Source organism: Thermosynechococcus sp. QKsg1 (genome assembly GCF_031586415.1).
Classification (GTDB): Bacteria; Cyanobacteriota; Cyanobacteriia; order Thermosynechococcales; family Thermosynechococcaceae; genus Thermosynechococcus.
In genome coordinates, this window is sequence record NZ_CP134200.1 from 804,066 (window position 1) to 817,324 (window position 13,259).

Sequence of the window (13,259 nt, forward strand, 5' to 3'; positions counted from 1 at the left end):
GCTTTTTTAGCGACTGTAGAACTTGTGTCTTTTTGAGTTTAAGGAAAGAGTAGCCCATAGGCAAGTGCAAAATTCTACAAAGCACTTGACTGTTGTATTTACACCTTAACCTTGGGAGGCCTATCCTCATGTGCAAAAGACTACACCCCGTTTTGGCTTGTGTTGTTAGCACAACAGTGCACATTATTCTGGTCACCACACCTGCATTGTCTCAAACTCGAGACTGTGGGAATCCTATTCCTCCTTTTCCTTTTTTGTTCAATTCTGCCACTGGTACAGGGAACGAAAACCTAATTTGTGGCGCAAATAACAATTTACTCCCTGCCTTGCAACGGTCTATTGCTGTTGGTATTAGCAACACAGTAAATGGTGGCACTGTCGCCAATCATGCGATCGGTAGCAACAATAACCTTGGGCCAAACATAAATACCGAAAACACTGCTGTTGGTCATAATAACCAAATTAACAGAGTTAATGCTCAGAATCATGCCTTTGGCTCTAACAACACAATCGGCATTGGAGCGCCTATTCCAGATGAAGACAAAGGCAACAATAACACTGCCCTAGGAGCACAAAATCAAGTCGGCACAACTGGAACACCCAGTGGATCAGGTTCTTTTCCCAACGCAGCTCGCAATAACAATACCGCAGTCGGTTATCAAAACGTTGCTGATGGCACTACGAATACAACTGGCAGTAACAACACCGCCATTGGCATGCAGAACCGAGCCGAGGGTGATAACAACACTGCTGTGGGGATGCAGAACCGAGCCCAAGGAGCTAATAGCACCGCAATGGGGATGCAGAATTCAGCGAATGCAGTAAATGCCACCGCCGTGGGGATGCAAAACCAAGCCCAAGGAGATAGAAGCACCGCAATGGGGTTTGTGAACCAAGCCAATGCAGACAACACTACAGCTGTGGGGTTTGTGAACACCGCACAAGGAGCTAATAGCACCGCAATGGGGTTTGCGAACCAAGCTCTGGGAAATGACAGCAGTGCGGTTGGCTTTGCAAACACTGCACAAGGAGTTCAGAGCAGCGCGGTTGGCTTTGCAAACACTGCACAAGGAGCTAATAGCACCGCAATGGGGTTTGTGAACCAAGCCAACGCAGACAACACTACAGCTGTGGGGTTTGTGAACCAAGCCAATGCAGTAAATGCCACCGCGATGGGGATGCAGAATTCAGCGAATGCAGCAAATGCCACCGCCGTGGGGATGCAGAATAATTATGATGGCACCACCAACACCTACCTTACCCCTGGCGCCAACAGTACCGCTGTGGGGATGCAGAACCGAGCCCAAGGAGATAGAAGCACCGCAATGGGGTTTGTGAACCAAGCTCTGGGAAATGACAGCAGTGCGGTTGGCTTTGCAAACACTGCACAAGGAGTTCAGAGCAGCGCGGTTGGCTTTGCAAACACCGCACAAGGAGCTAATAGCACCGCAATGGGGTTTGTGAACCAAGCCAATGCAGACAACACCACAGCTGTGGGGTTTGTGAACCAAGCCAATGCAGACAACACCACAGCTGTGGGGTTTGTGAACCAAGCCAATGCAGTAAACGCCACCGCCGTAGGCTCTGGTAACCAAGCCCAAGGGCTTGACAGCACCGCAATGGGTTCAGGCAACCAAGCCCAAGGAGTTCAAAGCAGCGCGGTTGGCTTTACAAACACTGCCCAAGGGTCTGACAGCACCGCAATGGGTTCAGGCAACCAAGCCACCCAAGCAAATGCCACCGCCGTGGGTAGACAGAACTTTGCCACTCAACAGGACGCCACCGCCGTAGGCTCTGGTAACCAAGCCCAAGGATTTCAGAGCAGCGCGGTTGGCTTTACAAACACTGCCCAAGGAACTAGAAGCACCGCAATGGGGTATGTGAACCAAGCCCAAGGAAATAGAAGCACGGCAATGGGGTATGACAACCAAGCCCAAGGAGATAGAAGCACGGCAATGGGGTATGACAACCAAGCCCAAGGAGATAGAAGCACCGCAATGGGGTATGACAACCAAGCCCAAGGAGATAGAAGCACCGCAATGGGGTTTTTGAACCAAACCTTGGGAAATGCCAGCAGCGCAGTTGGCTTTGCAAACACCGCCCAAGGAGTTCAGAGCAGCGCGGTTGGCTTTGCAAACACCGCCCAAGGAGTTCAGAGCAGCGCGGTTGGCTTTGTAAACACCGCCCAAGGAGTTCAGAGCAGCGCGGTTGGCTTTGCAAACACCGCCCAAGGAGTTCAGAGCAGCGCGGTTGGCTTTGCAAACACTGCCCAAGGAGATAGAAGCACCGCAATGGGGTTTGTGAACCAAGCCAATGCAGACAACACTACAGCTGTGGGGATGCAGAACCTAGCCCAAGGGCTTGACAGCACCGCAATGGGTTCGGGCAACCAAGCCACCCAAACAAACGCCACCGCTGTGGGGATGCAGAATTCAGCGAATGCAGCAAACGCCACCGCTGTGGGGATGAGGAATAATTATGATGGCACCACCAACACCTACCTGAACCCTGGCGACAACAGTACCGCCGTAGGCTCTGGTAACCAAGCCCAAGGAGCTAATAGCACCGCAATGGGTTCAGGCAACCAAGCGCTGGGGGCTCGTAGTATTGCCATTGGCCACCAAAGTACTGCAAATCCCGCTGATAGTATTGCAATTGGTCAGACTGCCCAAGTCGTGGGTGGTGCTACTGATGGTGTGGCCATTGGTAGAGGTGCCACAGTTCAACATGCCAACAGTGTGGCCATTGGGGCAAACTCTGTAACAACACAGGCCAATGTTGTGTCTGTTGGTGCCCCCGGTGCTGAACGCAAGGTTGTCAATGTTGCGCCTGGCATCATTGCACCAACGAGTACGGATGCAATCAATGGCAGTCAGCTCTCTGCCCTCATCAACCAACTGTTTGCTACTGGAATTTGTTCAATCACTAACGCAACAGTAACGTGCGGTAACATTGCTTTGGGAAATGCTGCTAACCCTGGGGGTGCTAATAGTATTGCCATTGGCAACAATTCAACGACGGGTGCCAATAATGCCATTGCCTTTGGCCCATCGGCACAGGCCATCCATCCCAACAGTGTGGCCATTGGCGCTGGCTCTGTAACAACAGCTCCCAACACGGTTTCTGTGGGCGCCCCAGGAGCAGAACGCCGCATTACCAATGTGGCCACCCCCATCAATCCAACGGATGCTGTCAATAAAGCTTATGTTGACGGCATGGGAGCAGTGGCCTTGGGCGCAGCGAATGCCTACACCGATGCTCAAATCAATCAATTACGGGGAGAGGCTTTTGCGGGCATTGCCTCGGCAGCAGCACTCATGCCGATTGTGCCGGCACGTTCTGGTCAAACCACATTTAATGTGGGATTTGCAACCTACGGTGGATACAGTGCAGCCGGGATGGCTATAGCCCACCAAATCGGACCGGTGATTATTGATGCAGGGGCAAGTTTTTCTAGTGCAGGCTATCCCTTAGCACGCATTGGTATCGGCGCCCGTTTTTAGAACAACAGGGAACTAGGGGGGCTTTGATGTCCACATTTGGGAAAAGACGCTAGCCTTTAAAATTGAAGCTAAGCCTCCTCAATACTGCCCAAGGAATCTAGCCCTATGGATGTGTCTGTGGTCAACCAGAATCCACCATTTATGCTGAATCAGCCAGCAATGGCTCAGTCTTGGATCAAGCCCTGCAAAGTGGTCTTCTTCTGGAAACGCAGTGGCTTTTATGGGGCTTTGGATTCAAGGCTTTTTGCTGTTGGAGGTCGCTGATGAAAAATATTGTGGCGCTGGTGCCAGGGGGTATTGGGGATCAAATTTTGTTTTTTCCTACCCTCGACGACCTCAAAACCCACTTTCCGAATAGTCAAATTGATGTGGTTGTTGAACCCCGTGCGGTTGCTGCCTACCAACTGAGTTCTACAGTCCACCAAGTGATTCCCTTTGACTTCAAAGACCGCAATGCCTTGGCTGACTGGGTAAATCTGATTGGTATGTTGCGGGATGGGGAGTACGACGCCATTCTCTCCTTGGGGCGCAGTAAGGCGGTGCGCTTTTTGCTGTGGCTGACGGGGATTCCCAAGCGCGTGGGCTTTGCGAAGCTCAATCCCTTGGGGTTTCTCACCGATGCGGTACCTGTCAACCTTGATCAATACAGCGCCGCCACCTACCACGATTTGCTCAAGGCCTTTGGCATTACTACCCCTTGTCCCCTACCCAAGGCAGTGATTGCCGAAGAAGATAGGCAATGGGCAACTGCAGAGCAGCAACGCCTAGGAATTACTGGGCGGTATCGCCTCTTGCACGGTGGCTCAAGTCAGATGGCACTTACCAAGGGAATTAACAAAATTTACCCCCCCGCTGCTTGGGCTGTAGTCATCCAGACGCTGCAACAGCAGGAGCCGCACCTGCCCTTTATCGTGGTCTGTGGGCCTGAAGATCACGCATGGGTGAGTGCGCTAACACAGGCGCTACCGGAGATTAAGATTAGCCGTCCTCCAGACTTGCGCAAACTGGCAGCTTTAATGCAACAGGCACAACAGATTCTCTGTACCGACAGTGGCCCAATGCACATTGGCGTGGCGGTGGGGACTCCCCTTGTGGCGCTTTTTGGCCCTACGGATCCTGCCAAACTCCTGCCCAACGATCCGCGCTTTCGAGCCGTTAAATCCCCTACTGGCAACATGGCCGATATTCCCGTCTCAGCCGTGATTGAGGCGGCTCGCCATGGCTAGACCGGCTGTCTTTCTCGATCGCGATGGCGTACTGAACCAAGAGGTGGGCTATATTCACCGCCTTGAGGACTTACAGCTCATCCCCGGTGTGGCTCAGGCAGTGCGACGGCTCAATGATGCGGGGTGGTTTTGCTGTTTAGCTTCCAATCAGTCGGGTCCGGCGCGGGATTATTACAGCATTGAGCATGTCTATGCCCTGCACCACAGACTTCAGGAGTTGCTAGCCGCCAGTGCTGGTGCGGTGTTGGATGCGGTTTATTTCTGTCCTGATCTCAGCCGTCCTGAAGGGGGAGTGGTTGCCGACTATGCGGGTTGGACAACATGGCGCAAACCCAATACAGGAATGCTCGTAGCGGCCGCTTGGGATCATGATTTAGATCTCAGCCGCAGTGTCATGGTGGGGGACAAAGCCACCGATATTGATCTGGCGCGGAATGCCGGCTGCTATGGGATTTTAGTACAAACCGGCTTTGGCGATCGCGTTCTTGAGGGGAGTTACCAGCACGCCAGTCGACCCGATTACATTGCAGCAGATTTAGCCGCTGCCGTAGAGTGGATTTGTACGCACCTTGCACCTCGTTAGCGATGAGCGCATCGCCAGACTATACCAAGTTTCCCCTTGCTCTACTGTTGCTGGTGGTTCTGGGCTACGTCCTCGTGGGCTGGTATTTGTCTGCCTATCCTTGGATGTGGTCAGCCTATGCCTCTTTTTTGGCAGCAATTCTGACAGTGTTTGTCGTGGGTGGCACCTCTAGCCTGTTGCGATCGCGCCAGAGCAACCCTAAAAGTATCTTTAGTGGCTTAATTATGCGCGTGGGCACCCCCAGTCTCTTTACAGTACTGGTGCTGAGTACGGCTGTCACCCTTGCCATTATTGCCTTTCACGTCTTTAGTGTGATCGCCATTCTCATTGGCACCGAAATTCTCGTGCGCATTGAAATGAAAGCCGCCGGCTACCACAACTGGCAAATTATGCTAGTGCTGATTCAAATGGCAATTTTAGGAGTGTTCATTGGCTGGAGCATTGGGCATTACTTGCTGCCATCGTCCTCAGGGCAATCATTATTGTTCTTAGTCCTAAAGGAGTAAACTTTCTAAGGCACGTAGATTCGTAATGCACAAGCTCTCTTGATTGCGGCGAATAATGCCCTTGCGCTCCAGTTTCCCAAGCACCCGTGTTACCGTCTCCCGTGCCATGCCACTTAAGCTACTCAGTTCGCGGTGGGGCAGATTCGGAATTTCTAGGCCATCCGCTCCCTGTCGCCCTTGACCATCCGCCAAAAACAGCAAAATATCCGCCACCCGTGACATACTATCCGATTCCCGCAGCCGCAGCCGCCGATTCAGTTGCCGGAGCCGTCGTGCCATCAACTTGGCGAGGCGTATGCCCGCTTGAGGTTCCGTATTGACAAGATTGACAAAATCCGTCGCGGGCATATTGGCCACAACTGTCGGTGTTAGGGTAATCACATCCGTTGAGCGGGGCACCTCCTCTAGGGGGGCCATTTCGCCAAAGAGTTCGCCGGGCCCGAGGATATTCAGGGTGACTTCTTTGCCATCAATGTTGTAGGTGCGAATTTTGACCCAGCCACTGAGGATAAAGTAAACCGATGTGCCCCAATCATTCTCCAGCAAGATGACTCGGTTGGCGGGATGCTGACGTGTCACTACATGGGCTAGGGCTTTCTCCACCACTGCCTGGGGTAAGTCGCGAAAAAAGGGCGTATTTTGTAAAGATAATTCAGGTGCAGGAGAACTACGCCGTTCTTGCATAAAGGTCAAGGCCGAGAGGGCGAAAGCAGAGGCTGAGCAGACAGGTCATCAGGCGCTGCAGGGAAATCAATACCTGTGATCTTACCATTGCTATCCATCATCACAATCAATGTATCTGTAACGTTAGAAAAGGCTACCTTGATACTGACAATATTGTCGTTGATCTGACTCCCAAGACGCTCTTTGTACACGCCTACCTGTCTCAGAATAACTGTTTTATCGTTTTTTATGGTTTTCTGAGGGTTTAAGGCGAAACGAATTTCTGAATATCATACCGCCTTTTCCAGAGGGATTGAGTGAGGTCGCGATCGCCCTGAGGCCGCCGTCCCGTCCAAGAAAAGCAATCTACATATCTCTTATCAATTCTCGACGCAGACTTGGCTCTATAGATGACTGATTCTTCAGGTCTTCAGGCATCCGGGGGAAACTGCTGCGGAGTGTAAAGTTTATTAAAGACCTTGACTCCTTTGGTTAGCCTTCGTCACAATGAGTTCCATAGGTTAGGACTTGAATTTTATCCTCGTGAGCGGTTAGTCATAGCTGCGAGTGGGTAGGTTGTGCCAATGCTAGAAACCCTTGAATTTGTGATTTATCCCGATGGCCGTGTCGTTGAAACAGTGACGGGCATTTCTGGGGCATCCTGTGCTGAGGTGACTGCTGCCATTGAAGCGCAACTCGGGTGTGTCATTAGCCAACAGCCCACCGCAGAATACTACGCTCCCCAAGAGGAAGAAAATCAATTGGTTGTTCAATCTGTCCCCTCCCAGTGGTAATCGTTGAGGATTGGTGATCCATGTCGCACTTCAGCCAAATCAAAACCCAAATTCGCAGTTTACCCGCCCTACAGGCTGCCCTAACGGACTTGGGCCTACCATGGCAATCTGGCTGCCAAGAAGTGCGCGGCTTTCGCGGTCAAACCCAAACGGCCCAAGTCGTTGTTCCCCAAGATAATGGCTATGACATTGGCTTTCGCTGGAATGGCACTGAGTATGAGCTAGTGGCGGATTTGGAGTTTTGGCAGCAGGCATGGTCAGTGGATCGCTTCTTGAATAAAGTCACTCAGCGCTATGCCTACCATGCGGTGTTGCAATCCGCTACTGAACAGGGCTTTCAAGTGCAGGCCACAGAACAGCAGGCCGATGGGAGTGTCAAGCTCGTATTGCAACGCTGGCGTTCCTAGCCGGTCAAAATAATGGATAGGCAGATGGGTCAGCCCCTTGGCTTAGAACCAGAGCTTGGCGGCCAACTGCGCCAAAGTAAACCTCGCAGCGGCTACGAACCTGAACTCGGAGGAACCCATCGCCAACGCGGTGTCTATGTCGATGAAATTACCTGTATTGGCTGCAAACACTGTGCCCATGTGGCTCGTAATACTTTCTACATTGAGCCGAACTACGGGCGATCGCGGGTTGTACGCCAAGATGGTGACCCCCTCGAACTGATTCAAGAAGCCATTGATACCTGTCCCGTTGACTGTATCCACTGGGTAGATTACACGGAATTAAAACGGCTTGAGAAAGAACGCCTTGAGCAGGTGGTTCCCCTTGCCGGTTTTCCCATTGATCCAGCCACCACGCACCGCAAGAAACGGCGATCGCCCCCTAGGACTGAATAGCATCCTCGGGCATCACAATCAGCGTCGTTCCCTGACGGCCAATGATAATCACCCGCTGATGCTCGGGAATGGCCAAGCGGGGATCATCACAGCGAGCTTGCCAAGAGATCCCTTCGTACAGCACTCGCCCCGTCTCGCCAGCGGGGATTTTCGTAAGTGTTTCCGCCTCGGCGGCTTCCTTGAGTACGGGGGGAACTCGCTTTGGTTGATACCGCCGCAGGAGAAAGACCACCACAACAGAGAGCACCATCCAGAGGAGAATCTGTATTGAAAAGCTGGGAATCAGAAACGAGAGAAAGGCAACAATCAGGGCGCTGAGGCCGAGAGTGGCTTCCATAAAAGCCGTCGGCAAAACAAGCTCCATCACAAAAAGAATGATGGCAACAATTAACCAAATCCAAAAGGGAGACAGGGGCATTGCTCTTATCACCCAAGGCAGCCACTTCAACGATAGCTCAAACTCTGCGGCTACAGCGAGCAGGTTTAACCGTTTTGAGTGTGTTCAATTCTTGCGAAAGAGTTGCACTGGAACTTACAAGAGTCCCACTGCGTCAAGAGAGCCAGCACTCAAGAGAGATTCCTCCGATTCTGTACAATAATGACTTCAATGAGGCGAACAACGATGACGGATCTATTCATTCCCCTCCTGGTGGGACTTCTCACCCTTGGACTGTTGACCAGTTGGCTATGGCGACCGACAGCAACGCCAGTTTCCCGTGCTGAACAGGTCAATACCCCTGATTTTGTTGCCGATGCGCCGCCGCCGGATGATGAAGGAACACCGCCCCGCCGTGGATAGGCTAGGATTTTCCTAGGGGCTTCTAGAAGAACAATTGAGTGATCAAGCAGCTTTGGTCAGCAGGACAGCGGTTTCAGGCGGGTTTCTTTGCCTTTGGTCGTGGTCTTTTTTTTATCGCCCGTTATCGTCTTTGGGGCTATCTATTGTTACCTGCCTGCTTGAGCCTCGTTCTGGGGGTAACGCTTATCATTGCTGCTTTCTGGGCTGTTCAAGTCATTGGTGATGATTGGTTTGTGGGTGGGGAATGGCAGTGGCTCTACCAAGGGTTCATTGATATTTTGGCAACCCTCATTGCTGTCTTTTTGGCCCTAATTGGCTATCAAACGCTGATTCCCCTTGTGGTGATTCCTTTCCTTGGTCCACTGCTCAACCGTGTTGAAAAAATTACCACGGGACAAACGATTGAGGTGGGGTGGCGGCGCGATCTATTGAACGCCATTATCGGTGGTTGGTTTGCGCTGCGGGATGCAGTGTTGCAGGTGATCTTCCTGCTACTTTCATTTCTAACGGGGCCGCTGCAACCTATCGTGATGGCGATCGTCAACAGTTTCTTCCTAGGGCGAGGCAGCTTTGATTACCTCCTTGAAAAACACAGCACCTCTTTGAGAGAGCGCAAGCTCTTGACCCGTGCCTATACGCCCCAAATCTATGGCCTTGGTTTGGCGCAGTTTTTGGGGCTGCTGATCCCCTTCGTCGGTTTGGTGCTCGTACCACCCGTGGGAGTTGTGGCTGCTGCTTTACTGATTCAAGATCATCCACCGCAACAACAGTTGATGGCAGCGAATGCGGTTTCTCGGCGTTGATCTGGCTTGGAAAGGGGGGGCATCAGGGTACTGCTGTTTGCAGTGGCAGGCTCAGCATCTAGAGATAGTGTGTCTGGCTCGCTCCCGTGATACGGATGAACTTTTGGCATGGATTGATCGCGATGCACCCTCTGCGCAAGCAGCCATGGTGGCGGTGGATGCCCCCCTAATTATTCCCAATTCGCGGGGAATGCGTACCTGCGATCGCCAAGCCCATCAAGTCCTTGGGCGGTATCATGCCGGCTGCTATCCTGCGAATCAGCAGTCCCCCTTTGCGCAGCACACCACGGGTTTTAGTCAAGCCCTTAGCCAACGGGGGTTTCGCCATGCGCCTACGATCGCCCCCCAAGCACACGGGCGATTTCAAATTGAAGTCTTCCCCCATGCCACGGCGATCGCCCTCTTTCAGCTTGACCAAATCATTAAATACAAAAAAGGCCGCCTTGCAGAACGAGCCAAAGGGTTAGCCAAGCTTAGGGATTTAATGGCCACCCAGCTTCCCCACTGTGAGCCACCCTTAGCACTAGAACTAACTATCGAAATCCCCAGCAACGGGCGAGACCTCAAGGCTCTTGAAGATCAACTCGATGCCGTTCTCTGTGCCTATACGGCAGCCTATTGGTGGTATTGGGGGCGCGATCGCCACTGGGTTTTGGGTGGTGAGTCTTTTTCCCCAGAGCCAGCATCAACCGATGCCTACTTAAAAACTGGCTATATTGTTGTTCCCCGTCGCTAGCTTTCGCGATTGCGGTAGCGTTGCAGTTCCGTGCGTAGAGCAGCAATTTCCGCCCGCAAATCATCAATGAGGGCTTGCCAATCCACTTGTTGGCTACGCCGAGGCACCACCATTTCTGCCTCTTGACGGGCACGAGCTTGCACCTCTTCCATGAATTGATGGAGCCGCTGCTGCTGTTCGGCATCAAATCGCCCCAGTTGACTCAGGAATTCTACAAATAGATGCTGCGCCTGATCACGCAGGAGCGTTGCGGTTGCCCGACCAAGGAAGAAGGCATCCAGCGGCGATTGACTCATAGGAGCTGTATTCCTCATCAGTTGTGTCTCTCAATCCACGAGTGTAACAAAGTTTTACAGTAAACAGATCTCGCTCTCTCCCCCTTCTCCAGCTTTTTCCTATAGAACAGATAAGAAATTCTTTGACGTTCTCCCTAGACCAATTGTCTCCGCTAAAGCATAGAATTATATCAATTAAATATTTTCTTACCATAGCTACAAGTTATGAGGATGCTCCCATAGGGAGTGCTCTTAACAGCGATTTCGCTATGACACCCTCTCTAGATTCGCCAAAAGGGGCAGAAATGCTAACAAATTTAGTTAATCGAGTTCACTTTCGCGATTGGCGCGGCGATCTCTTTGGTGGGCTGACTGCCGCCATTGTCGCCTTGCCGATGGCCTTGGCCTTTGGGGTCACCTCTGGGGCTGGTGCAACGGCGGGACTGTACTGCGTCGTCTTTCTTGGCTTTTTTGCGGCTCTCTTTGGGGGCACACCAACACTCATTTCCAATCCGACAGGGCCGATGACCGTCGTGATGACGGCAGTGATCACCCGCCTGACCAGTGAATATCCCGAACAGGGGTTATACATGGCTTTTACGGTGGTAATGCTGGCGGGCGGTTTTCAAATCCTCTTTGGTCTGTTGCGGTTGGGTAAATACATCACCCTTATGCCCTACACCGTGATTTCTGGCTTTATGTCGGGGATTGGCCTGATCATGATCCTGCTGCAAATTGGTCCCCTGTTGGGGCACAGCAGTAAAGGGGGGGTCTTGGGGGCAGTGCAACACTTGCCAGAGTGGATTCAAACCCTGAACTCGGCTGCCCTTACTTTGGGCTTGTTCACCCTCGGACTCATTTATTTCACGCCCCAGAAAATTCGGCGAATTGTGCCGCCACAGCTTCTCGCCTTGGTTTTAGGCACGATTTTGTCAATGGTGTTTTTTGGGGATGCCGGTTTGACCCGCATTGGCACGATTCCCACGGGGCTGCCAGCGTTTGTGCCGCCGACGTTTACACTGCCTGCGCTGAAAACGATGATTGTGGACGGGGCAATGCTGGGGATGCTCGGCTGTATTGATTCGCTCCTGACCTCGGTGATTGCCGATAGCATTACCCGCACCCAGCACGATTCCGATAAGGAACTGATTGGCCAAGGTATTGGTAACCTACTGTCCGGCTTATTTGGTGGTCTGCCCGGTGCCGGTGCCACGATGGGCACAGTGGTAAATATTCAAGCGGGGGGACGCACCTGCTTATCGGGCATGATCCACGCTGTCATTCTACTGATGGTGGTGCTGTGGGCGGCGCCTTTGACGGAACCGATTCCCAATGCAGTGTTGGCGGGGATTCTGATCAAGGTGGGGATTGACATCATTGACTGGAATTTTCTCAAACGTGCCCACCTCTTGTCCCTGCGGGCGGCCTTCATTATGTATGGCGTGATGCTGCTGACGGTCTTTGTGGATTTGATTGTGGCGGTGGGTGTTGGTGTCTTTATTGCCAATATGCTGACGATCAAGCGCTTGGCGGATCTGCAATCGGAGGATGTGAAGGCGATTACCCACGCCGATGATCAAACGCCCCTCACCCCCGAGGAAAAAGAACTCTTCCGCGAAGCCAAGGGTCAACTGTTGCTCCTCCACCTTGGGGGTCCGATGAGTTTTGGCTCCGCTTGGGCAATTTCCCAGCGGCAGGCGATCATGTCGGACTATAAGGTGCTGATTCTGGATGTCAGCAGTGTGCCCCTGTTGGGGGTAACGGCAACCTTGGCCATTGAGTCACTCATCCAGGAGGCACAAAAGCATCGTTTAGCAATTTTTCTCGTGAATGGTTCGGCGGATAAGGTGCAACAGCGGCTGCAACGCTTCCGTATTTTGGATCGGTTGCCGGCAGACCATGTGGTGAGCGATCGCCGAGACGCCCTCGAAAAGGCCATTCAGTTTCTCCACCAACCGGAGGAATTGCTGGAGGTGACAACGGGCAGCTACGAATAACGCGAGACCGCCGGGTTGCCCTGCACATACCAGCGCCACGGAATCTCCTGACCTTGGGAAATACCAATGCGAGTGGTTTGTACCACAGGGGCTGTCAGGGGTTGGGGCGGCTTTTCTAACCAGAGGCCGCTCTCTTTCCCTAGCATCAAGCCCGAAAGCTGGCGATCGATCCCCAAGACTTGGCACAGTTTCCCCGGACCAGCGGCACTGCGGGGGGGCAAGGGCGGACTGAGCATCTCAAGGGCACGGATGAGAACAGCACTGGCAAAATTGGGGCGATCGCTGGCGATATTCAGGCAGTGGTGAATGCCATAGATTTGATAGACATAGATTGTCCCCGGTGCTGCAAACATCGGGGCGTTGCGAGCCGTTTGGCGACGGTAGCCATGACACGCGGGGTCGCCGGCCATATAGGCTTCAGTTTCAACAATACGGCCGCGGTAGAGTTGACCATTGGCCTGCTGTCGCACGAGAAGACACCCCAGTAATTCTTGGGCAACCACTGGGGCAGGGCGAGCCAACCACTCAAGGG

The 13,259-nt window shown here is 52.7% G+C and carries 15 protein-coding genes; 11 read left to right on the plus strand and 4 right to left on the minus strand.

Features of this window, described 5'->3' with window-relative positions; all coding sequences use genetic code 11:
• Positions 1-794: 794 nt before the first annotated feature.
• The 4 genes from RHP47_RS04080 to RHP47_RS04095 all read left to right on the plus strand — a co-directional run bounded on the left by RHP47_RS04080 (position 795) and on the right by RHP47_RS04095 (position 5,818).
• On the plus strand, positions 795-3,503 hold the full coding sequence (locus RHP47_RS04080; protein ID WP_310841099.1) for a hypothetical protein: 2,709 nt from the start codon (positions 795-797) through the stop codon (positions 3,501-3,503).
• A gap of 263 nt (positions 3,504-3,766) precedes the next feature.
• Positions 3,767-4,729 (plus strand): glycosyltransferase family 9 protein, encoded by a 963-nt coding sequence (locus RHP47_RS04085; protein ID WP_310841101.1) that lies wholly within the window; start codon positions 3,767-3,769, stop codon positions 4,727-4,729.
• Positions 4,722-5,312 carry an HAD family hydrolase gene (locus RHP47_RS04090; protein ID WP_286626716.1) on the plus strand — a complete coding sequence of 197 codons (591 nt, stop codon included), beginning with the start codon at positions 4,722-4,724 and terminating at the stop codon, positions 5,310-5,312. Before RHP47_RS04085 ends, RHP47_RS04090 begins: the two co-directional genes overlap by 8 nt.
• 2 nt (positions 5,313-5,314) lie before the next feature.
• Positions 5,315-5,818 carry a hypothetical protein gene (locus RHP47_RS04095; protein ID WP_310841103.1) on the plus strand — a complete coding sequence of 168 codons (504 nt, stop codon included), beginning with the start codon at positions 5,315-5,317 and terminating at the stop codon, positions 5,816-5,818.
• Here RHP47_RS04095 and RHP47_RS04100 read toward each other — a convergent pair.
• Positions 5,807-6,502 carry a Crp/Fnr family transcriptional regulator gene (locus RHP47_RS04100; protein WP_310841104.1) on the minus strand — a complete coding sequence of 232 codons (696 nt, stop codon included), beginning with the start codon at positions 6,500-6,502 and terminating at the stop codon, positions 5,807-5,809. The two genes, RHP47_RS04095 and RHP47_RS04100, sit on opposite strands and share 12 nt — an antisense overlap.
• Before the next feature lie 563 nt (positions 6,503-7,065).
• Between RHP47_RS04100 and RHP47_RS04105 the strand changes: the two genes are divergently transcribed.
• From RHP47_RS04105 to RHP47_RS04115, 3 genes are read left to right on the plus strand one after another with little or no spacing between them, the layout of a single operon-like run.
• A complete protein-coding gene (locus tag RHP47_RS04105) occupies positions 7,066-7,275 on the plus strand; it encodes a DUF2997 domain-containing protein (protein ID WP_190278215.1) in 210 nt (69 codons plus the stop codon).
• A gap of 20 nt (positions 7,276-7,295) precedes the next feature.
• Positions 7,296-7,682: a DUF1257 domain-containing protein gene (locus tag RHP47_RS04110; protein ID WP_149818434.1), complete on the plus strand. Its 387-nt coding sequence runs from the start codon at positions 7,296-7,298 to the stop codon at positions 7,680-7,682.
• A gap of 24 nt (positions 7,683-7,706) precedes the next feature.
• Entirely contained in the window at positions 7,707-8,117 is a 411-nt protein-coding gene (locus RHP47_RS04115; RefSeq protein ID WP_286626721.1) for a ferredoxin, read from the plus strand.
• Here the strand turns inward: RHP47_RS04115 and RHP47_RS04120 are convergent.
• Positions 8,104-8,535: an NfeD family protein gene (locus RHP47_RS04120; RefSeq protein ID WP_190278216.1), complete on the minus strand. Its 432-nt coding sequence runs from the start codon at positions 8,533-8,535 to the stop codon at positions 8,104-8,106. The two genes, RHP47_RS04115 and RHP47_RS04120, sit on opposite strands and share 14 nt — an antisense overlap.
• Positions 8,536-8,739: 204 nt before the next feature.
• On the opposite strand from RHP47_RS04120, the gene RHP47_RS04125 reads away from it, so the two are divergent.
• From RHP47_RS04125 to RHP47_RS04135, 3 genes are read left to right on the plus strand one after another with little or no spacing between them, the layout of a single operon-like run.
• On the plus strand, positions 8,740-8,916 hold the full coding sequence (locus RHP47_RS04125; RefSeq protein WP_190278217.1) for a hypothetical protein: 177 nt from the start codon (positions 8,740-8,742) through the stop codon (positions 8,914-8,916).
• A gap of 38 nt (positions 8,917-8,954) precedes the next feature.
• A complete protein-coding gene (locus tag RHP47_RS04130) occupies positions 8,955-9,719 on the plus strand; it encodes an EI24 domain-containing protein (RefSeq protein ID WP_286626722.1) in 765 nt (254 codons plus the stop codon).
• Complete coding sequence (locus RHP47_RS04135) at positions 9,700-10,455, plus strand: DUF429 domain-containing protein (protein WP_310841107.1); 756 nt, start codon at positions 9,700-9,702, stop codon at positions 10,453-10,455. The genes RHP47_RS04130 and RHP47_RS04135 overlap by 20 nt, the downstream gene beginning before the upstream one ends.
• Here RHP47_RS04135 and RHP47_RS04140 read toward each other — a convergent pair.
• Entirely contained in the window at positions 10,452-10,751 is a 300-nt protein-coding gene (locus RHP47_RS04140) for a DUF6825 family protein (RefSeq protein WP_206199745.1), read from the minus strand. The two genes, RHP47_RS04135 and RHP47_RS04140, sit on opposite strands and share 4 nt — an antisense overlap.
• A gap of 284 nt (positions 10,752-11,035) precedes the next feature.
• Between RHP47_RS04140 and RHP47_RS04145 the strand changes: the two genes are divergently transcribed.
• Positions 11,036-12,727, plus strand: a complete 1,692-nt coding sequence (locus tag RHP47_RS04145) for a SulP family inorganic anion transporter (protein WP_149818445.1) — start codon at positions 11,036-11,038, stop codon at positions 12,725-12,727.
• Here the strand turns inward: RHP47_RS04145 and RHP47_RS04150 are convergent.
• On the minus strand, positions 12,718-13,230 hold the full coding sequence (locus RHP47_RS04150; protein WP_255451731.1) for a DNA-3-methyladenine glycosylase: 513 nt from the start codon (positions 13,228-13,230) through the stop codon (positions 12,718-12,720). The two genes, RHP47_RS04145 and RHP47_RS04150, sit on opposite strands and share 10 nt — an antisense overlap.
• Positions 13,231-13,259: the final 29 nt, after the last annotated feature.